Source organism: Mycobacterium sp. GA-0227b (assembly GCF_001499855.1).
Taxonomy (GTDB): Bacteria; Actinomycetota; Actinomycetes; order Mycobacteriales; family Mycobacteriaceae; genus Mycobacterium.
Map to the genome: position 1 here is coordinate 193,266 of NZ_LQIK01000001.1, position 19,296 is coordinate 212,561.

20 protein-coding genes are annotated in these 19,296 nt (G+C 65.1%); 11 read left to right on the forward strand and 9 right to left on the reverse strand.

The window, feature by feature from the left end; translation table 11 throughout:
- The first annotated feature begins 77 nt into the window (after window positions 1-77).
- The 8 genes from AU185_RS00940 to AU185_RS00975 all read left to right on the forward strand — a co-directional run bounded on the left by AU185_RS00940 (window position 78) and on the right by AU185_RS00975 (window position 8,755).
- A complete protein-coding gene (locus AU185_RS00940) occupies window positions 78-1,376 on the forward strand; it encodes a flavin monoamine oxidase family protein (protein ID WP_059100445.1) in 1,299 nt (432 codons plus the stop codon).
- A gap of 42 nt (window positions 1,377-1,418) precedes the next feature.
- Window positions 1,419-2,246: a phytanoyl-CoA dioxygenase family protein gene (locus AU185_RS00945; protein WP_059100446.1), complete on the forward strand. Its 828-nt coding sequence runs from the start codon at window positions 1,419-1,421 to the stop codon at window positions 2,244-2,246.
- Window positions 2,247-2,263: 17 nt separating this feature from the next.
- Window positions 2,264-2,650: a RidA family protein gene (locus AU185_RS00950; RefSeq protein WP_059100447.1), complete on the forward strand. Its 387-nt coding sequence runs from the start codon at window positions 2,264-2,266 to the stop codon at window positions 2,648-2,650.
- Between the two features lie 20 nt (window positions 2,651-2,670).
- Window positions 2,671-4,170 carry a flavin-containing monooxygenase gene (locus tag AU185_RS00955; protein ID WP_059100448.1) on the forward strand — a complete coding sequence of 500 codons (1,500 nt, stop codon included), beginning with the start codon at window positions 2,671-2,673 and terminating at the stop codon, window positions 4,168-4,170.
- Window positions 4,171-4,184: 14 nt separating this feature from the next.
- The gene (locus tag AU185_RS00960; RefSeq protein ID WP_059100449.1) at window positions 4,185-5,174 is read left to right on the forward strand and encodes an alpha/beta hydrolase; all 990 of its coding nucleotides are present in this window, start codon (window positions 4,185-4,187) and stop codon (window positions 5,172-5,174) included.
- Complete coding sequence (locus tag AU185_RS00965) at window positions 5,171-6,838, forward strand: PHA/PHB synthase family protein (RefSeq protein WP_059100450.1); 1,668 nt, start codon at window positions 5,171-5,173, stop codon at window positions 6,836-6,838. The genes AU185_RS00960 and AU185_RS00965 overlap by 4 nt, the downstream gene beginning before the upstream one ends.
- A gap of 11 nt (window positions 6,839-6,849) precedes the next feature.
- Window positions 6,850-7,572 (forward strand): esterase/lipase family protein, encoded by a 723-nt coding sequence (locus tag AU185_RS00970; protein WP_172800127.1) that lies wholly within the window; start codon window positions 6,850-6,852, stop codon window positions 7,570-7,572.
- 70 nt (window positions 7,573-7,642) lie between these two features.
- Window positions 7,643-8,755 carry an adenylate/guanylate cyclase domain-containing protein gene (locus AU185_RS00975; protein WP_059100452.1) on the forward strand — a complete coding sequence of 371 codons (1,113 nt, stop codon included), beginning with the start codon at window positions 7,643-7,645 and terminating at the stop codon, window positions 8,753-8,755.
- Window positions 8,756-8,822: 67 nt separating this feature from the next.
- Here the strand turns inward: AU185_RS00975 and AU185_RS00980 are convergent, their stop codons facing one another.
- The 6 genes from AU185_RS00980 to AU185_RS24955 all read right to left on the reverse strand — a co-directional run bounded on the left by AU185_RS00980 (window position 8,823) and on the right by AU185_RS24955 (window position 14,118).
- On the reverse strand, window positions 8,823-10,184 hold the full coding sequence (locus tag AU185_RS00980; RefSeq protein ID WP_059100453.1) for a flavin monoamine oxidase family protein: 1,362 nt from the start codon (window positions 10,182-10,184) through the stop codon (window positions 8,823-8,825).
- 150 nt (window positions 10,185-10,334) lie between these two features.
- Window positions 10,335-10,958, reverse strand: a complete 624-nt coding sequence (locus AU185_RS00985; RefSeq protein ID WP_059100454.1) for a TetR/AcrR family transcriptional regulator — start codon at window positions 10,956-10,958, stop codon at window positions 10,335-10,337.
- 177 nt (window positions 10,959-11,135) lie between these two features.
- On the reverse strand, window positions 11,136-11,720 hold the full coding sequence (locus tag AU185_RS00990; RefSeq protein ID WP_231740364.1) for a hypothetical protein: 585 nt from the start codon (window positions 11,718-11,720) through the stop codon (window positions 11,136-11,138).
- A complete protein-coding gene (gene arr, locus AU185_RS00995; protein ID WP_059100456.1) occupies window positions 11,701-12,123 on the reverse strand; it encodes an NAD(+)--rifampin ADP-ribosyltransferase in 423 nt (140 codons plus the stop codon). The genes AU185_RS00990 and arr overlap by 20 nt, the downstream gene beginning before the upstream one ends.
- Window positions 12,124-12,474: 351 nt before the next feature.
- Entirely contained in the window at window positions 12,475-12,969 is a 495-nt protein-coding gene (locus tag AU185_RS01000; protein WP_156425350.1) for a hypothetical protein, read from the reverse strand.
- A gap of 540 nt (window positions 12,970-13,509) precedes the next feature.
- A complete protein-coding gene (locus AU185_RS24955) occupies window positions 13,510-14,118 on the reverse strand; it encodes a TetR/AcrR family transcriptional regulator (RefSeq protein ID WP_059100458.1) in 609 nt (202 codons plus the stop codon).
- A gap of 101 nt (window positions 14,119-14,219) precedes the next feature.
- Here AU185_RS24955 and AU185_RS01010 point away from each other — a divergent pair, with 101 nt between their 5' ends.
- From AU185_RS01010 to AU185_RS01020, 3 genes are all read left to right on the forward strand, one after another.
- Window positions 14,220-15,242 (forward strand): hypothetical protein, encoded by a 1,023-nt coding sequence (locus AU185_RS01010; protein WP_172800126.1) that lies wholly within the window; start codon window positions 14,220-14,222, stop codon window positions 15,240-15,242.
- Window positions 15,239-16,195 carry an MOSC domain-containing protein gene (locus tag AU185_RS01015; protein ID WP_059100459.1) on the forward strand — a complete coding sequence of 319 codons (957 nt, stop codon included), beginning with the start codon at window positions 15,239-15,241 and terminating at the stop codon, window positions 16,193-16,195. The genes AU185_RS01010 and AU185_RS01015 overlap by 4 nt, the downstream gene beginning before the upstream one ends.
- Window positions 16,196-16,468: 273 nt before the next feature.
- The gene (locus AU185_RS01020; RefSeq protein ID WP_059100460.1) at window positions 16,469-17,371 is read left to right on the forward strand and encodes an alpha/beta hydrolase; all 903 of its coding nucleotides are present in this window, start codon (window positions 16,469-16,471) and stop codon (window positions 17,369-17,371) included.
- 136 nt (window positions 17,372-17,507) lie between these two features.
- Here the strand turns inward: AU185_RS01020 and AU185_RS01025 are convergent, their stop codons facing one another.
- From AU185_RS01025 to AU185_RS01035, 3 genes are all read right to left on the reverse strand, one after another.
- Window positions 17,508-17,804 carry a type II toxin-antitoxin system RelE/ParE family toxin gene (locus AU185_RS01025; RefSeq protein ID WP_059100461.1) on the reverse strand — a complete coding sequence of 99 codons (297 nt, stop codon included), beginning with the start codon at window positions 17,802-17,804 and terminating at the stop codon, window positions 17,508-17,510.
- Window positions 17,801-18,052 (reverse strand): type II toxin-antitoxin system ParD family antitoxin, encoded by a 252-nt coding sequence (locus AU185_RS01030; protein WP_059100462.1) that lies wholly within the window; start codon window positions 18,050-18,052, stop codon window positions 17,801-17,803. The genes AU185_RS01025 and AU185_RS01030 overlap by 4 nt, the downstream gene beginning before the upstream one ends.
- A gap of 206 nt (window positions 18,053-18,258) precedes the next feature.
- Entirely contained in the window at window positions 18,259-19,293 is a 1,035-nt protein-coding gene (locus tag AU185_RS01035) for an amidohydrolase family protein (protein WP_059100463.1), read from the reverse strand.
- Between the last annotated feature and the right edge of the window lie 3 nt (window positions 19,294-19,296).

The window sequence follows — 19,296 nt, forward strand, 5'->3', positions numbered from 1 at the left end:
CGGGATCGTGGCCTAAACTCGAATGCGACTCGAAATCGGATCGATGTTCGATATGTCAACAGAACGGAAAAACACCCTTGGCCGAAACTTATGACGTCGTGGTGATCGGCGCCGGCTTCGCCGGACTGATCGCAGCACGAGACCTCAGCGTCACCGGCCGTTCGGTGCTCCTCCTCGAAGCCCGCGACCGGATCGGTGGCCGGACGTATACCGGGGAAGCCTTCGACCGCCCGGTCGAGTTCGGCGGCGCCTATGTCCACTGGACCCAGCCGACCATGTGGCACGAACTCGAGCGCCACAACATTCCCCTGGCGGTTCCTCTGGAACCACAGACGGTGTACTGGCTCGCCGACGGCGCCACGCATGCCGGCACCCCGGACGACTACGCCACTGCCGTCGATCCCCTGATGAGTCGGTTCTTCGCAGACGCACGAGTCCAGTTCCCGCTGCCCTTCGACGTCAATGCAGTCGATGCCAGTGCCATCGAGAGCGAGACGCTCGAGGACCGGATGGCCTCGCTAGAGCTGTCCGCATACGAGCGGGATCTGCTCGACGGGGCGATCGCCAGCCTGGTCACCGCGAACAGGGAGCACGGCGTCGCGCAGTTCCTCTGCAGTGCGGCAACCTATTTCGGAAGTTATGCCGCATTCTTCGAGACCGCCGGTGTGTGGCCCATCGAGGGTGGCACCAAGCGGCTCATCGACGCCATCGCCGCCGAGTCCAACGCGCTACTGCGCCTGTCCACGCCCGTCGCTTCCGTCGACGATGACGGCGAAAGTGTCACCGTGACCACCCGCGCAGGCGAGAAGCTCCGGACGCGCGCAGCGGTCATTGCGGTGCCACTCAACACCCTGGGCGAGATCACCATCACCCCCGACGTTCCGCCGGCCGCGCGCACGATGATCGACCAGAAGAACCCAATCATGGCCTCGAAGATCTGGGTCAGAGCCAAAGGCGAGCTCGCGCCTTTCCAGGCAGTGGCGCCGGTCGGCAAGAATCCGATCAACGCCGCGAGGGTCGAGTACCACGCCGACGGCGACACCTTCATCATGTGCCTGTGCTCCGTGGCCGCGGCCATCGACGCCGCCGACCGGGACGCCGTACAGGCGGCGCTGCGGACATTCGTCCCGGACATCGAGGTGCTCAACACGGCCAGCCACGACTGGGCCACCGACGAGTTCTCCAAGGGCGGGTGGATGGTGCACCGGCCGGGACATTTCACCAATGGTGCTCCGCTACTGCGAAGGCCGCATGGGCGAATCCACTTCGCGGGAAGCGACATCGCAGGAATGGAAGCCGGCGCGATCGAAGGCGCCATGAGCACCGGGGCAAGCGCGGCGCGGACTGTTGTTGCGGCGCTCGACGACCGTCCTTAGTGAACAGACGCGAATCAGATGGGCATGCGAAGGAGAATGAATATGCGGGTGACCGAACAGATGAAGCGCGACTTCGCGAATGACGGCGCCCTCGTTGTACGCGAAATGTTCACGCCCGAACAGCTTCAGCGCGCACGCCAATGCTTTGACTACGGCATCGCCCACCCGGGCCAGGCCAGCAAGGTCTACGCGGGCACGGACGACGAGCACTTCAACGAGTACGGCAACCCTGCCAACGTCGAGCAGTACCTGGCGCTCATCAAGGAACTCGGGCTCGACGAGTTCGTTGCCTCCCTGTGGGACTCGCAGCACGTGTGGTTCCTCGGCGAAGAGCTGTTCATCAAGTCGGGAGGGAAAGCCGGACGGTCACCGTGGCACCAAGACACCTCGTACATGCCGGCGAACGGCCCGCACCTGCTGAACATCTGGATCAGTTTCGAGCGGCTTCCCAAGGAGAATGCGCTGGAAATCGTGCGGGGCTCACATCTCGGCACCCAATACGACGGCACCTCCTACCTCGATCCAACCGATCCCACGGCGCCGGCCTGGGGCGGCGACTTCTTTCCGCGGCTGCCGGACATCGAGGCCGAACGCAGGCAAGACCCGACGTCGTGGGACGTCGTCTCCTGGGATATCGCGCCGGGCGATGCGCTCGTGTTCCACTCTGGCACCCTGCATGGCGGCGCACCGGTGACGCCAACCTGCCCGACGCGCCACACATTGGTACTGCGGTTCTTCGGCGACAAGCTGTTCTACCGGCCACTGCCCGACAAGAAGCCGAACTACGGCGCCGATGCGAGCACGCTCAACGACCCGTCGCTGACCCCGGGCGACCCGTACCGATCCAGCTATTTCGCCCAACTGCGCTGACTGACGGAGACGCTGCCATGAAAGAAGTCGTCCCGGCATGGATGAAACCGATCTACGACGCCTACCACTTCGCGCCCGCGGTGATCGACGGCGACTACCTACGGTGCTCGGGAATGATCGGTCTGCGTCCCGATCTGACCGTCCCCCGGGATCCGACGCAACAGTTCACGTTGGCCTTCGAGAACCTGCGCGGGCTGCTGGAGGAGGCGGAACTCACGTTCGCAGACGTGACCGAGATGACGACTTACCACGTGGGGCTGCAGGCCCACCAACATGCGTTCGCCGCCGTCAAGGACGAATTCATGACCCCGCCGCATGCGGCGTGGACAGCCATCGGGATTTCCGAATTAGCCGTTCCGGGAGCGCTGGTCGAGATCCAAGTCACGGCCCGGATGAACCACTAGAGACCTCCAGGAGTGCCCCAATGCCGACCACGACGACCAGCCATACGCAGACGACGGACTTCGACGTCCTCATTGTCGGCGCCGGGATCTCCGGCATCGGCGCCGCCTATCACCTCAAGACTCGCCGACCGGGCACCTCGTTCGCCGTGTTGGAGGGACGCGACTCGATCGGCGGCACGTGGAGTCTGTTCCAGTACCCCGGCATCCGATCGGACTCGGACATGCCCACCTTCGGCTACAGCTTCAAGCCGTGGACACACCGCAAGTCGATCGCCGACGGACACATCATCCTGGACTATTTGCAGCAGACCGTCACCGAGAACGGCCTGGCCGAGCACATCCGATTCGGCTATCGAGTGCTCAGCGCGGAGTTCGACTCGTCAGCGGGACGGTGGACAGTCACCGCTACGCAGTCCGCGAACGGCACAACGACTTTCACGGCGCAGTTCCTGTTCCTGGGCACCGGGTACTACGACTACGAGACTGGGTTCACACCCGAGTTCGCCGGTGTCGGGGACTTCGAGGGCCAGATCGTGCACCCGCAGCACTGGCCGGACGACCTCGACTACACCGGAAAGCGCATCGTCGTCATCGGCAGCGGCGCAACGGCTGTCACACTGATTCCGTCGATGGCCGACAAGGCGAGCCACATCACGATGCTGCAACGCTCGCCGAGCTACGTGTTCACGATTCCCGCCGAGGACCCGATCGCCAACAGACTGAACAAGCTGATCGGCCATGAGCGCGCGTACAACATTGTGCGGCGTAAGAACATCGCGCTGGCCCGCGGACTCTTCAAGGCTTGCAAGCGCGCACCGAAGCTGATGCGCCGTCTGCTGATCGCCAATGTGGCTCGCCAGCTTCCCAAGCACTTCGACGTCGACACGCACTTCACCCCGCGCTACGACCCGTGGGACCAGCGGCTGTGCATGGTGCCCAACGGCGATCTGTTCAAGACGCTCTCGACCGGGCGCGCCTCGGTCGTCACCGACCGGATCACTCGCTTCACCAAGACCGGCATCCTGCTGGAGTCTGGTCAGGAGTTGGCCGCCGACATCGTCATCACCGCAACGGGACTCAACATGGTGCCGTTTGGCAAGATTACGCTCAGCGTCGACGGACGGCATGTGCATCTGCCGGACACCACGATCTACAAGGCGATGATGCTTTCCGGTGTGCCCAACCTCGCATTCGCCGTGGGCTATACGAACATCTCCTGGACGCTGAAGGTGGACCTGGTCTGCGAACACTTCTGCCGGCTGCTCGACTACATGGATGCCCATGGCTATGGCACCGTCGAGCCGGTACTCGACGATCCGCACATGGAGCGCGTGCCGGCGATGGACATGAGCTCGGGCTATGTCCAGCGGGCGATCGCGAAGTTCCCGCGCGGAGGAACCAGCGGCCCGTGGGCGTTCAAGCACGCGTACGAAATGGACGCCGAACGGCTGCGTGAGGGCCCGGTCGAGGATGACGCGTTGAAGTTCACGCCCGCCAAGCCGGCAGTGCTGATGTCGTGAATGGGAGAACCACAATGAAGGATTTCACGTTTCCCAGCCACGGCGTCAGCTGCGCCGCCTGGCACGTACCCGCCACTACCGACGCACTGGCCGACGCCGACGGCCGGCCGTGCGTGGTCATGGGCCACGGCTTCGGCGGCACCCGCGACAGCGGCCTGCTGGACTATGCCGAGCCCTTCGCCGCTGCCGGAATCGACGCACTGGTCTTCGACTATCGCGGATTCGGCGACTCCGAAGGCTTACCACGCCAGGACGTTTCGGTCATCCGTCAGCGGCAGGACTACCACGCTGCCATCGCGGCCGCGCGGCACCTGCCCGGCGTCGACTCGGATCGCATTGCATTGTGGGGATATTCGTACGGCGGCGGACACGTCATCGCGGTCGCGGCGCAGGACCCACACATCGCAGCGACCGTTTCGATGAACCCCGCCATGGACGGGCGTGCGACGCTGGCGCGGATACTGCGGCAAGGTGGAGGCGGTCTGCTGGCACGGCTGACCGGACATGGATTGCGCGACATGGCGCGTGCCGTCACCAAGCGGTCGCCGCATCTTGTACCGGTGGTGGGGCAGCCTGGGACGACGGCGATGATCACGGCCCCTGGCGCCGAAGAGGCTTACTACGCGATGGCCGGGCCGACCGCGCGTAATGAGGTCTGCGCCCGCCACGCGCTCCAGGTAGCGCTGAACCGTCCCGTCACATTCGCCAGCCACCTGGCCTGCCCGATGCTCATGCAGGTCGGCACCAACGACGCTGTGGTACCTCCCCGCGCGGCGCGCCGCGCGGCCGAAAAGGCCGGATACTGGGCACAACTGCGCGAATATCCCATCGACCATTTGGACGTCTTCGGCGATCCGTGGCGCCAGCAGGCGCTGGCCGATCAACTGGACTTTCTGACGCGCGTTCTCGACCCGTCGCGTGCATCCGACATTCACCTTCGAGCAGTGGCCCAGCCGCAACGGAGTGGCCGTCGGGTTCTGAAGCTTCCGTGGCTGGTTTCGTGACCGCGCCCGAAGCGTCGGCCGGCATCGACGTAGTCCTGGCCGCCTCCGCTTTCGAGACAGTGCGCGACCGTATCCCGGCCGCGGAACTGCTTCGAATGGCTGGGGCCATCGTGCGCCGCCCCGGTCCGGCGGCACAGGAAGTCACGGAATTGGCCCGTCGCCTCGCATCGATCACCCGCGGCTCCGACACGCCGGCGGATCGGCGATTCACCGACCGCGCTTGGCAGGACAACCCTTTGATGCGTCGGCTGGCGATGAGCTACCTGGCCTCGTGTGCGGCCGTCGAGCGCATCGTCATCGACGCCGACGTGGACTGGCGCACCAAGGAACGCGTTCGCCTATTCGTCGACAACGTGCTCGCGGCCGCTGCCCCCACCAACAATCCGCTGGCCAATCCATCGTCACTCAAACAGGCAATTGACACCGGAGCCACCAGCTGGATTCGCGGACTGCGCCACCTGAGCGCCGATATGCGGTCGCGGCCACGGATTCCCGCGCTGGTCGACTCCACACAATTCACTGCCGGCGAGAACATCGCGGCCACCCCGGGCAAGGTTGTGTTGCGCAATGACCTGTTCGAACTGATTCAGTACCAGCCGACCACCGAACGCGTCGACGAGGTACCCGTCCTTATGGTGGCCTCCCCGGTCAACAAGTACTACCTGCTCGACCTGAATCCGAAAACCTCAGTCATCGCGGCCGAAGTCGCCCGCGGCCGACAGGTTTTCGTCGCCTCCTGGGTCAACCCCGACCCGCAGCACGCCGACGCCGACCTGGACGCCTACGTACGCAGCGTCATGACGATGCTCGATGCCATCGCCGACATCTGCGGTTGCGCCCGGTCGCACCTCCTCGGCTTGTGCGGCGGCGGGCTGATCGCTTTGGCAGCCGCCGGCTACCTGGCGGCGTGCGGCCAACAAGACCGGCTGGCCACGCTGACCCTCGGCATCGCCGTGATCGACTTCGAGCGCGGCGGCCTGCCGGGAGCCCTGCTGGATCGAAAGATTGCCGACCGTGCGATCAAACGCGCGGAGCGGGCCGGCTACTTCGACGGGCTGAACACGGCCGCCGTCTTCGCGTGGCTTCGACCCAACGAGGGCATCTGGGCCAACGTCGTCAACAACTATCTGCTCGGCGAACGTCCCCCCGCGATCGAGATGCTGTACTGGGCGGCCGACCAAACCAACCTGACCGCCGCGCTTGGCCGCGATCTGCTCGAGATCACGCTGGGCAACAGCTTGACCGTTCCCGGCGCGGTCGAGGTGCTCGGGCTGCCACTGGACCTGAGCAAGATGACCGTCGACACCTATGTGCTGGGCGCGTCGACCGACCACATCACTCCCTGGCGCGACTGCTACCGCACTCGCTCGGTGGTGGGCGCGGCGACGACGTTCGTGCTCGCCCGCGGAGGTCACGCTGTGGCGATCGCAACCCCACGCGGCGCGCCGAAGGGCAGCTATCGCACCGGGGATTCCTCGTCGGCCGAACCCGACGAATGGCTGAGCGGCTCGACCGAGACTGCCGGCAGCTGGTGGGACCACTGGAACGACTGGATCGCCAAACGTACGCCCGAAAAACGCCCGGCTCCTGCCGTACTCGGCAGCCACACCCATCCGCCGCTCGGCGACGCACCTGGCGATTACGTGAAGCGCCGACTCGAGTGACGGACACTCCTGTGCCTCAACAGGTTTGGTGGGGACATCCGTTGCGCGAACTGCGCTGGTACGGCGAACTCGCTCGGCTGCTGTCCGACCCGATCATGCGCGGACGCGGCGTACCGCACGGCGACGGCCGGGCCGTGGTGCTGCTGCCCGGCTTCCTGGCCTCCGATCAGTCGCTGGCGCTGCTGGCGCGCTTTCTGCGCCGAATCGGCTATCAGCCGATCGTTTGCGGCATCCTGTTCAACTCCGGTTGTGGACGCACATTCGATCAACGAATGATCGCCCGTGTTATCGGCGCGCACCAGCGCACAGGCAGACGCGTTGCCGTCATCGGGCACAGCCGCGGTGGCCAATACGCACGATCGCTGGCTGCGCGCTATCCCGAGCACATCTCCCATGTCATCACCCTGGCCGGCGCCGTCGCAGACCCGCTGGATGTGGCGGTCCTGACCAAACGAGCCGCAGCGATGATGCGCCACACGCTCACCCGACGCGACGCCGAGCGCCGCACTCTCGGATGCCTCAGCCTCACCTGCCAATGCGAGTTCGCCCGCGGATACCACCAACCGTTCCCCGAAAACGTCCGATACACCTCGATCTACTCACGCACCGACGGGGTGGTGCGCTGGCAGGCATGCGTTGCCGACGACGTGACCTGCGCCGAAGTCCCGGGCACACATCTCGGCATGGCCTTCAACCGGCACGCCTACCGCGAAATCGCACGCGCACTGGCATAGCCGCGGTCAGGTGGCCCTGGAAAACGCCTTCAGCGCCGGCCCCGGCGTCTAGCGAATAGAGTTTTACGGCATGGCGGCAGACGCCGAGTTCGAGGCGCTGGGCCTGCTCGACGGCCTCGAGGGCGCCGCGCGGCAGGACCGCGCTGAGCTGATCTCCTGGTTACTCGATCAGGGCTTCAGTCTCGCGCAGATCCGGGAGTCAATTGCAGCGCCCGTGATGTTGCCCGCGCACCGCGCACTTGGCGATGACGGGACCTCTGTGTCCGCGCGCAAAATCTCCGAGTCGACCGGGATAGAGCTGCGTTTGGTGCAGCGCCTGCAGCGTGCCATTGGCATGCCGAGAATCGACGACCCCGACGAGCCTGTTCTGCCACGCGCGGACGCCGATGCGGTGAGGCACGCAAAGACCTTCTTGGATCTCGGATATGACCCCGACGACGTGGTTGCCGTCATGCGGGTGCTTGTGGAGAGCCTGGGGCATGCCGCGGCGATGATGCGGGAAGCTGCCCTGAAAACCTTGCTGCGGCCTGGGTCTTCAGAGATCGAGTTGGCGCGGGCGACCGAGCGACTGGCCGAGGTGGCGGCTCCCCTGATCGGACCGATGATGGACGACCTGTTACGTCTGGAACTACGACATTCGTTCGCGTTGGAGGCCGTCAACGCAGCAGAACGCGCCGCCGGCTCCCTGCCCGGTGCGCGACCAGTCACCGTCGCCTTCGCCGATCTCGCGGGTTTCACATCGCTCGGCGAGGCTCTACCGGCCGAGGAACTCGAACGCATAGCCAGCCGGCTCGCCGAACTCGCCCACGAGGTGGCGATCACACCGGTGCGGTTCGTGAAATCGATTGGCGACGCTGTGATGCTGGTCTGCGCGGATGCCGCGCCGCTGCTGCAAGCCGTGCTGGACTTGGCTGATGCAGCGAAAGCAAACCGATTGCCGGACTTGCGGATAGGCCTGGCGTCCGGATCAGCTGTCACCCGCGCCGGCGATTGGTTCGGCAGTCCGGTCAATCTGGCCAGCCGGGTGACAGCCAGCGCCCAGCCTGGGACCATACTCGTCACAGAATCGACGCGCGACGCCGTCGACAGCCTGCCCAACCTGAATTGGGTTTCGGTAGGCGCGCGACGGCTCAAAGGCGTCAGCGCCGAAGTGAAGCTCTTCCGAGCCGAACGCAGCAGCTAACCGGCTCTCCAGTGAGCGTCCCTAGAATTGCTGTGCTGCACTGTATCTCGCCACGGAACCCGGTCACTCAACGGCTGTCCACCGACGCTCGTCCCGGCAGGCACTTCGATAGAGCTTCGATGACCTCGTTGGCTGCGCGCAAGCCCGATTCGATGGCCCCGTCGAGGTAACCGGGGTGGTGACTGGCTGTCTCGGCGCCGGCCCAATGGATGTCACCGACAGGTGCGGATGGCACGGGGGCCAGCCCTTCGGTGCTTCCCGGGCAGGGCAATGCGACGTAACCGCCGCCGACGTTTTCGTCGAGGTGCCAGGATTTCTCGTGCCAGCCGGCTGGCTCGAGCACTTCGGATCCAAGGTGTCGGGCCACCGCGTCAAGTACCGCGGTGCGACGCCCGGCTGCATCGAGCCCATCGAGTTCGCGTGCCTCTGGTCCTGCCACGAGCACACACAGGTGTCCGGGCCCATTGGGCGGGGTGGTGTCGAAAACGGCCCTGCCGGGGTTGTCGAGGACGATCAACTCACCGCGACTGCGTTCTCGCCAGAAGGGTCGGTCGTAGACGGCGATCGCCTTGTAGACCGAGCCCATGTAGGTGTTGCGGGACAGCGCGACCCGGTCGGAGGGAAGCGGTGGTTCGAACCTGATGCGTCCGGCGATCGGCGGCGGAACGGTGACGATGACTTTGGCGGCTCGGATGTCGCCGGAGGTGGTGCGGACGGTGACGCCGCGGTCACCTCGGTCAATCGCTGTGACGCGGCGGCTCAAGCAGACTCGCGGACCGAGCTCGGCGGCCAACCCGTCGACCAGTGCCCCTGCCCCTTCGGCGAGCAACGATTCTTGAGCGCCACCGGTGGTTGACAGCATGGTCTTCAGACCGCCCTGTTGGCGGATCGTGTTCACCATGGCGTGGATCGAGAAGCGATCCAGGTCGGCGGTCCAGGAGATCAATGCGATGACTTCGAGTAGCCGTCGCGCCGTGCGCCCCGGGAGCCTGCGCAGCCACGCGTCAACGGTCACCGTGTTCCATCGCTGCGACGCTCGGCTGCGCGACAACAGCTCGACGCCGCCAAGGACGAGACCGGCCAGAAGCATCGACGGCGAGATCGGCCGTATGCGGCGGGATCCCGCGATCACGTCCGGTAACGGGCTTGTGTGCATCCGGAACTGGGTGAGGCCCAGCTCGGCGGCCAGGTCCACGATGTGGTGGTGGTTGTGGCCGATCCACTGCCCGCCCAGGTCCACCCGCGAGCCCAGAGCGGTCGTTTCGGTCATCGCTCGTCCGCCCAGCCTGTCGGCCGCCTCGAGCATGAGGACGTCGACGCCTTGTCGGTGCAGCTCGCGGGCTGCCATCAGTCCGGACAATCCCGCACCTACCACCGCCACCGTTGTGGACCGCGGCGTTTCCGTCGTCGGTGCCGGGTGTTGAGTCATCTGTAGTCTTCCGCCCGCCGCCCGAGCACGCAGGGAGGCGTGCTTCGGCAATCTAAATATAAGTCGGTCGACCGACCGAGACTTTACGGTAACGCACCGAGGGGCGTGAGCGCAATGGCCCGGCGATCCGGTCACAGTCGCTTGGGGCGGTTAGCCGCGGCGCTTCGCCCGTTTGGTGACCGGTTGCGGGTCAGCGAACGCGACGATCATGTCGAGTGCGCGGTTGAGGTCGCGATGGGCGCGATCGGGATCCGGATTGGCCACGTACTGCACGATCAGGCCATCGACGACGGCGAGGCAGAGGCGGCCGAGGGTGTGAAAGTCGATGGAGCAGCGCTCGCCAGCGGACCTGGCCGCTTGCTCGCACAATTCGGTGATCAATGACGTGTACTGCTCGTATAGCGCCAGACCGCCCGCCGCTTTGGTTCGCGCTGAGTACATAGCCAACTCGTATTGCATGATCTGCACACCGACATCACCTTCGACCAAGGCGTCCCAAAAGCGCAGGGCGCCTTGCCGGATCGCGTGCTCCACACCGCGATCAAGCTCTAGATCGACTGCCACCGTATCCACGACCTCGCCGACAACCGCGGCGATCACCGCCTGCAACATCTTTTCTTTCGACGGGAAGACGTAGTGCAGTGTGCCCAACGCGATGCCGGCCTCGGCCGCGACCGCACGCAACGTCGTCGCCGACACGCCCACGGCCGCCAGCACCCTTCTGGCCGCCGCGACGATCTGCTCCTCGCGCTCAGCCGCCTTGACGTAAGCCATCTAGACCCTCACTCGCGCCGCCGATGAATGTTAAGCACTTGAGCGCTAGCTTAGGTCGGACAACCGACCTAATACACGGCACGCAAAGGGTTGGCGCTGTGCTGGGGTTCTGACCTGTCTCACAGCACGTCCACCGCCGTATGTCTCACAAAGCGATTCCTTCGACGTGCGCTGTTCCTAACGCACCGCCGAATGGTCCCGAGCGTTCAGTGATGCGACCCCCAGGCCGGCGAACAACGCGGCGCCACCACCGGCGACGACGGCGCCGGTGGTCGACAGGGTGCGGGCACGGACCCCGCGCACGGCAGCGATGACGTCCAAGACGTCGGTGAGGAGTCCAAGCTGAAGTGCACGCTTCTGCAGTCGCGGTGACGCGGCGTCGGTGATCGCGACTGCCAACGTCAGTTCACGTGAGCCAAAGAGTTGCGTGGTGAACGGTTGGTCGCGACCGGAACTGAGTCCCATGAGCCGGCCCGTCGTGCTCGGAGCCAACCATGCGGCGATGCCGGTAATGAACCGCAGTGCGGCAAAGGTGCGAATGAGCACATTACGTTGCATGCCACCACACTCCAGGAAAGCCGGGGGGCACTTCAAGGGCATAACCAGCTGGGTCACGGCTTGCGCGTAATAGAGCGGCGCTGCTTGCGAGACGCGGCGGCGATAGATGCGCCGCCCGCTGCGCCAGACCAAGCCGATGTCCTGGACGCAATGGCCCGGCCCCGCTGTGGTGGCGTGGAACTTCTCAATTGAGAATCTCTCCACGCTCGCTTGAGAGGACCGCAGACAAACGTTCCCGCCACGTCTGCAACTGCTCAGGCGTCAGTCGCGTCCACTGGGTGATCTCGCAAACGATCCGCAGTGGGGCCGTACTGCGGTACGACCGAGTGGGGTTGCCGGGGAACTTTTTGTCGGTCACGTTCGGGTCATTCTCGAACTCCCCGGTTGGCTCTACTTCGTACACCCTCGGAAAGGCTTGGCCCTCAGCGAGTTCTGCGGCGATCTCCGCAGCAAGGCCAGCCGCATCAACGAAAGCGGTGAAGTAGATGTGGTTCATCACGATTTCGGGCCGGTAGTTCGATCGATGACCCGCGGTGAGGAACTCACCCACCTTCAACTCCGCGGTGGTGCCATGGAAGAACGGACCTTCATCAAGCGGCTTGGACACTGGAATCCTTTGAACGAGCTGCTGAGACACGCAAGCATGCAGCACCACCCGGGCCTTGCCGCAAGCCCCCCATCCGGCGTTATCCTGAAAGTGGAAAGAGCGCCGCGGATCTTGTATGCGGGAAGCTGCCGGGCGGTACTTCGGCTGGCAGCGGCAGACTCGGAAGCCTGGCCGCGTAAACGTCAGACGTCAATTGCCCGAATCACTCTGATACCGAAGCTATTTAGCACGATCACGCATGTGCCAGCGCCGCCGCTCACCACGACCGAAGGCTTCCAGCCGTCCTTTACCCCTCGATACCGACATCGTGCCCCGCGCGAACACTGGGCCACGGAACCGCCGCGCGAGCGCTCACTCGTCCCCGAAGTCGATATTTACCGGTTCCGTCACCTGCGGCACGCCCGTCACGGGGACAACCGGGTCGACTTCTTCGAACTGAAGTCTCATGACGTCCACGGATCCCGTTCCAGAAAGCAGCACCCCGAAAGCGATTGCGGTCGCGTGCTCGTCGACATCGAGGACAACCTCTTCACGCGACCAATCAGTCGAACCCCGGACCGGGCGGTCCTGCATATTGTCAAAGGCCGACGGAGCGCCCTGCTGACTGTCGACCCGCAGCCAGAGGCCTGCCCACCCTTCAATACCGTTGCCCTTCAACGAACCAGACAGCCGGACACGGGTTCCGAGATACTTTGTCGGGGCGATCGTCTGCATCATTGTGCCGAATCCTGTCGCCTTGTCGTTTACGGCTCGCAGCCGCACCACAACGTTGTTGTCGATCTTCTCCCCCGTGGGTTCGAACTTGTAGTCAGCGGGATGACTGCCCGCCATCGTCCAACCCTTCACTGCCGATCCTCCCGTCGCTCCGACACCATTCGTGGGCTCTCCCTCGTTCCGTGGGACGACCGTTTCAAGATAAGCCACCGGCAAATACCGCTGGCGTAACGGGCTGTACCGATGGCGGGCCGCCCTGGCACCGGCTGATCGGCCCCGTAAGCTCCGCAGGGCCACAGGACGGTTACGTACAGCGTCGGGCTGAGCATGGGCGAGCGCTAGGTATGGGTCCGGTCCATCACCGGGTGGTCATGATCGTCACATGGCCGTCGACGCGCCTGTGGGCTGAACAATCACGTGTGACAGAAATATCGTGGGTCCGCGATCACTTCGCCGTCACTCATGAGATTCCGCCACGGTCCGTGAGAACCGACGGGATGCGGACGACGTCGGTTCTCACGCTCGGCGTCGTATGTACCGCAGCGATCTGCCCAGTTCGACGTGTCGCTGTCGCCAGTATTCCTGCCACTGCGCCCGCCGTGAGCTCGGGGTTCCGTCCCTTCGGTGTGTCTTTCCCGTGTCGGCTTCGGGTTGAATCCTGCGCAGCGGCTATCACGTGGATTTGGCCTGACAACCCATCAGGTCGGCTAGGCCAGCGGCATATGACTCGGGGGTGAGGTCTTCGAAGAACAGTCGCTGCACCATGAAGCCGGGGATCAGTCCGATCAACGCGTGAGCGGTCCGCACCGGGTCAGCGTGTCTCGGCAGGTGCCCGGCGGCGATCGCGCGCTCGACATAGGTAGTCCACGCAGCACGACCGCGGTTACCTTCGCGGCGGTAGATCGCGGCGATCTCGGGTGCCCGAGCGGCCTCGGCCCAGGCCTGCAGCGCCACCCGATGTAGTTCGACCCCGCGCTCCTCCCCTAATGCGATGATCCGCTCCAGCACCGCCGCGAGCACCTCATTTGGCGGAGGGACCTCGGCGGCCGCACTATCCAGCACGATTGACAGTCCCTCGCCGGCCACGGTCTCCGCGATTGCCCGGATCAGGTCGTCTTTGTCCTTGAAATAAAGGTACACCGCGCCCGCTGACAGGCCGGACTCCGCGACCACGGCGGCCATGGTCGTCTTGTGAAAGCCGTCGCGAGCCACACAACGCAGCATCGCGTCGATGATCTGCTCCCGGCGTGCGGCCCGATGCTCCTCGCTGACCTTAGGCATAGCAACACCATGGCATAAAAATGAACGTCCGTTCTTGACATTCTTCGGCGTGACGCTGCAACCTGTCCATACTGAATGAGTATTCGTTTTAGGAGAGGTAGATGACTGGCATCCCTGCCACCGCCGAGCCCTCAGCGCGCCCCGATATCCCCGGGACCATCCGCGCCGCGCTCGGTCTGGTCGCCTTGCTGACCGTGTTGCTCGCAGCGTTCGCCTGGCCCACGAGCGATCTCGAGCCGCGCTCTGTCCCGCTAGCTGTCGCGGCACCATCGGCCGAGGCCGCGACCGCCGTAACGGCCCAGCTCGAAGAGGCGTTCGGCGAGGGCGGCATCGACATCATCGAGGTGTCCGACCGCAACGCTGCCGTCACGGCGATCGAAGACCGAGAGGCATACGGCGCCTTCGTGTTAGGCCCGCATGGTGCACAGCTCCTGACAGCCAGCGCCGCGAGCCCGCTGGTCGCCCAGCTGCTCGGCCAGGCCGCCCAAGGCATGGCCGCCCAGCAGGGCTCACCGCCCCCCTTGGTGATCGACGTGGCGCCCGCCGCCGACGGCGATCCCCGAGGCGTGATCTTCAGCGCGGGCGCACTGCCTCTAGCGGTGGGGGGACTCCTGGTCGGCGTCATATCGTCCCTGCGGCTACGCCGAATCCGCGACCGCATCGCGACCGCGCTTTTGGCCAGCGTAGGTGCCGGGCTTGCGCTCGCCGGCGTGCTCCAGGGCTGGTTCGACGCGCTCGGCGGCAACTATTGGGCGAATGCCTCGGTGATCGCGCTCGGCATGCTGGCCGTTGCCCTACCGGTCATCGGACTACATCGATTGATCGACCGCGCCGGGATCGGCATCATGGCCGTGCTGATCATGCTGGTCGGCAACCCGAACTCCGGCGTCGCCTCCGCCCCCGAACTGCTGCCCCTCGGCTGGCTCGGCCAACTATTCCCACCGGGTGCGACAGGCACCGCCCTGCGTGGGACCGCCTACTTCGACGGCGCCGGGATCGGTACGGCACTTGTCGTGCTGCTCTGCTGGGCGGGGGTCGGACTCGCGCTCGCGCTGGTGCGCCGTGCGGAGTCAACGGACGTAGCAGGCCACCGTTCGGCGCAAGTGCGGGCGGTGGCTCGATGAAACCAGGAACGACGACCGCACATGTTGGCCGGCTCTGGCAGTACCCCGTCAAATCGATGGTGGGCGAGGAAGTTCGGGAAGTCCTGGTCGGCCCTAACGGGGTGGTGGGAGACCGCGCGTACGGATTCCTGGACATCGAGGCGGGCAAGGTGGTCAGCGCCAAGCGCCCTAAGCGCTATGGCGCGCTGATGGGGTGCCGGGCGCGCTTCTTGTCGCCGCCGCGTCGCGACGCGCCAGCCCCGCCGATAGAGGTCTCCTTCCCCGACGGCGCGGTCGTGCGGGATGACCCGTCTGAGCTCGCGCGCCGCGTGTCGGCGCTGATGGGCCGCGACGTGCGCCTGCTCACCGGCGCGCCGGAGGGAGCATCTTCGGAGTTGGCTATGCCTGGCATCGCGGATGTCGAACCAGGCGCAATGAGGCCCCTGTTCCGCGACGAAGACGGTGAGCGGGTGAGGGACTTCGCCGTCGGAATGGCAGCACCTGGCACCCTGCTGGACATCGGCCCGCTGCATATCCTGGCCGCCGGCACGCTGCGCGGGTTGGCCGCCGAATACCCGGCCGGTGACTGGGATCCGCGCCGGCTGCGGCCGAACATCCTCATCGACGACGGCGGCGAACTCGGCGAGGAAGACGACTGGCTGGGCTGTCATCTCCACATCGGCACCGAGGTGGTCATCCATGTCGTGCTGCCCGTGCCGCGTTGCGTGATGACGACGCTCGCACAACCCGGCTTGCCGAGGGACCTGGGGGTGCTGAAGGCGATCGCTCGAGTCGGCCGGAAGCAACTGGGTCCGTTGGGCCAAGTCGCCTGTGCCGGAAGCTATGCAAAAGTAATCAGGACCGGCGTGGTTCGCGTCGGCGATCCGATTGGCATCCAACGCGTCGAGCCCCCAGAGGAGGCGGTCGCGGCCATGATCGGGACGCCGCCCGCGGGAGAAGCCAAGCGACGCTAGGCCGGGCCATCTCCACCACGACGACATGCTTCTGCGTAATTGTCGAAGTGTTGTGCAGCTGGGAATAGGTGAGAATCCAGATGCGCCATACTCTCCACGCGAAACGACGATGAAGCTGTGGCTCGGACGGAAGGGCCCAAGGTCAGTGTGTGGACTGACGCTCGACCCGAGCCAGTGTGCGAGAGGTCGAGCAACCGGACGTACCGTCGCCAGCTCATCGAGCTGCTCAAGAGGATTCTCGCGGCTCAGTTCGCCTGACCTGAAAGGACTCTCATGGGAACCACCCTCGTACAGTTCGACTCCGGCGGGACCTCATGCGTCGGGCAGGCCTATCTGCCCCACGCTGAAGGCCGGCGCCCGTGCGTCATCCTGTGCACTGGTTTCGCCGGAACTCAGGACACCCCGTCGCTGGTGTTCACCGCCCGCGCCTTCGCCGACGCCGGGTTCGTCGCGATCACCTTCGACTATCGCAGCTTTGGTTCGAGTTCCGGCGAGCCACGGCAGTTGGTGGACATCGTGGGTCAGCTTGCCGATATCCGGTCGGCCATCGGCTACGCGCGCCGCCGCCCCGATGTCGACCCCGAGCTCGTGACGCTGTGGGGCACCTCGCTGGGCGGCGGTCACGTCGTCACCGTTGCGGCCGAGGATCCCCGAATCTGCGCCGTGGTCGCCCAGGTGCCATTCAACGGATTCCCCAAGAAAGTCGAGCAACGGTCGACGCCGACGACCCTGAGGCTGCTGACCGCAATTCTGTTCGACAAGCTGCGCGGCACGCTCGGACTCGCCCCGTACTACATCAAAGTGATCGGGACTCCGGATGAGGTCGCTGTCATCGGGAGTTCCGAAGCAGTACAGGCGACCTCGGAGATTGCGAGTGAGTCGTGGCGAAACCTGGTCGCCCCGCGCGGATTGCTGGACATGATGCGGTACAAACCCGGGCGGTTCGCGGAGCGATTGCAGATGCCGGTGCTGGTCTGCCTCGCGGACTTCGACCGGGAAACGCTCGGCGCCGACAGCATTGAGCTCGAGCAGCGGGCACCACGCGGCCGAGTTCGCAGGTATCCGGTGAGCCACTTCGGCATCTACCGCCCCGAGAACCGAGGCAACGTCGTCGCCGATCAGATCGCGTTCGTCGCCAGCGTGCTCGAAAACACTGAGCAAAAGAAGGATTCATGATGTCAAGCGGTACTGCCCGCCGACTCCTTTAGAGAATGTTCGACGCCAGTTCGACACTCGCGCAGGTAGTTTCGATCCGGTCATCCCGAAGGTGCGTGCACAGCCCGACTTCAGCGTTTCATGTCCTACGAGCGTTTCAGTCGAGGTGTCGATCGACATCCATCCGCTTGTGGAGGATGCGCACCACGTCAATCAGGTCGTCGCCAGCAATCCGGTAGTACAGCGTGTGCGATCCGACCGCGTACCTCCGGTAGCCCTCGCGTACCTCGTCGCACACACGCCCGATCAGAGGATGGTCCATTAACCGCTCGATCGCTCGCTGGATCTCACGGATGTAGGTCTCAGCCTGATCTTCGCTCCAACGCTCGGAGGTGTAGTCCCAGATGTCACTTAGGTCCGCCTGCGCGGCAGGTGAGAGTACATAGCGACTCACCGCCCACGCGGTTCCTCGGCCCGCTTTCGCGAGACAAATTCATCGAAGTCGAATGCTGTCGACGCGCCACTGCGTTCACCGACAATCAAGGACTGACGCAGTGCGCGCAATCGCGTCTCGCGATCCTCGAGTAGTCGCAATGCGGCCCGCACGACATCGCTGGCTGAGCGATAGCGGCCCGATGCGACCTCATCCTCGATGAACGCGTTGTAATGGTCGTCCAGGCTGAATGAGGTGTTCCTTCCCATGCAACTGACTGTACCAACTATTGGTACACATGCCTTCGATGCTCGGCGGTCCCACCGTCCCCAAGCATCCCGATCGCCGAGAAGGCGGTCACATCGCTTCCATCGATGTCGTGCCGGTGAGGTCTTGGCGAAGAAGAGCGCGGTGGACCCGGCGGAGTCGATCCGGCGACATGGGGCATTGTTCCTCGGGTTCCTGTTACTCGACATCAGCTCGTGGTGTTCATCAACTTGACCACGCCTCGCATGACCGTGCGACTCGCGGTGCCGCGCGCGCGTTCCAGTCGGCTCTGCGGAATCGGGCCAGTGACCTTACCGAGCCGAGGAAACAGACTCAGGACATTGTCCCGGTCAATGGCCTGGCGGGTTCGGTCGTCGAGGCCGACGTAGGTGTCCAGTCCGGCGGCGAACAGCTGCGAGGCTGCGATAGGGGCGAACGGCCAGTCCGAGCCGAAGGTGATGTGGCCGGGTTTGGCGAACGCCAGCAGGGTCGGTAGCGCGGCGGCGCTCGAAGACAGGGCGGTGTCGAAGTAGAAGCTGGAGAAGTCGTCGAGGCTGTCTGCCGGGTTGCGGCCGGTGTCGCCCATGATCGCGACTGCCATGCGGTGGCTGGCGTACGGCACGAACCCGCCGGCATGGCTGAGGATGAAATTGATATTTGGGTACTTGCGACGAATACCGTTGCGCACCAACAGGTACGCGGCACGGGTGGTGTCGAGCAGGAAGTCCGCGGCGAAGGGCAGCACTCCGGGCACGGTCGGCCCGGGCAGGTCGGCGGGATGGATGAACACCACCGCAGAGCGTGCGTCGAGCGCGGCCCACAAGTCGTCCTGTCCGTCCTGCCCGAGATACGTACCGGCGTTGTTGGCGAGCAGCACGACACCGTCGGCGTGCAGCTCGTCGAGCGCTCGCGTGGCCTCGGCGACCGACTCGTCGACGTGGGGCATGGGCACGGTGGCGAAGAAGCCGAAGCGGTCGGGTTGCGCGGCGACGAGCGCGGCGGTGTGGTCGTTGAGGTCGCGCGCCAGGGCTGCGGCGTCGGCCGCTGCGGGCAGGAACGTGGTGCCCGGCGTAGACACCGACAGGATCGACGTGGTGACCCCGAGTGTGGCCATGGTTTTGAGGGAGTCTTCGGTGGACCAGTCCGGCAGTGGCCGTCCGCCGGCGTCGCTGATGCCGGCGTTGTGAAGCGCCTGTCGGTAGAGGTCGGGGATCAGGTGGTGGTGGGTGTCGATGCGGCCCATGGC

Bases quoted from the DNA above. Each gene is read 5' to 3' on its own strand.
- AU185_RS00955 (WP_059100448.1), top strand. From the start codon at position 2,671: ATGCCGACCACGACGACCAGCCATACGCAGACGACGGACTTCGACGTC.
- AU185_RS00975 (WP_059100452.1), top strand. From the start codon at position 7,643: ATGGCGGCAGACGCCGAGTTCGAGGCGCTGGGCCTGCTCGACGGCCTC.
- AU185_RS00985 (WP_059100454.1), bottom strand. From the start codon at position 10,958: ATGGCTTACGTCAAGGCGGCTGAGCGCGAGGAGCAGATCGTCGCGGCG.
- AU185_RS00960 (WP_059100449.1), top strand. From the start codon at position 4,185: ATGAAGGATTTCACGTTTCCCAGCCACGGCGTCAGCTGCGCCGCCTGG.
- AU185_RS01010 (WP_172800126.1), top strand. From the start codon at position 14,220: ATGACTGGCATCCCTGCCACCGCCGAGCCCTCAGCGCGCCCCGATATC.
- AU185_RS01030 (WP_059100462.1), bottom strand. From the start codon at position 18,052: ATGGGAAGGAACACCTCATTCAGCCTGGACGACCATTACAACGCGTTC.
- AU185_RS24955 (WP_059100458.1), bottom strand. From the start codon at position 14,118: ATGCCTAAGGTCAGCGAGGAGCATCGGGCCGCACGCCGGGAGCAGATC.
- AU185_RS01015 (WP_059100459.1), top strand. From the start codon at position 15,239: ATGAAACCAGGAACGACGACCGCACATGTTGGCCGGCTCTGGCAGTAC.
- AU185_RS00945 (WP_059100446.1), top strand. From the start codon at position 1,419: ATGCGGGTGACCGAACAGATGAAGCGCGACTTCGCGAATGACGGCGCC.
- AU185_RS00980 (WP_059100453.1), bottom strand. From the start codon at position 10,184: ATGACTCAACACCCGGCACCGACGACGGAAACGCCGCGGTCCACAACG.
- AU185_RS00950 (WP_059100447.1), top strand. From the start codon at position 2,264: ATGAAAGAAGTCGTCCCGGCATGGATGAAACCGATCTACGACGCCTAC.
- AU185_RS01035 (WP_059100463.1), bottom strand. From the start codon at position 19,293: ATGGGCCGCATCGACACCCACCACCACCTGATCCCCGACCTCTACCGA.
- AU185_RS01020 (WP_059100460.1), top strand. From the start codon at position 16,469: ATGGGAACCACCCTCGTACAGTTCGACTCCGGCGGGACCTCATGCGTC.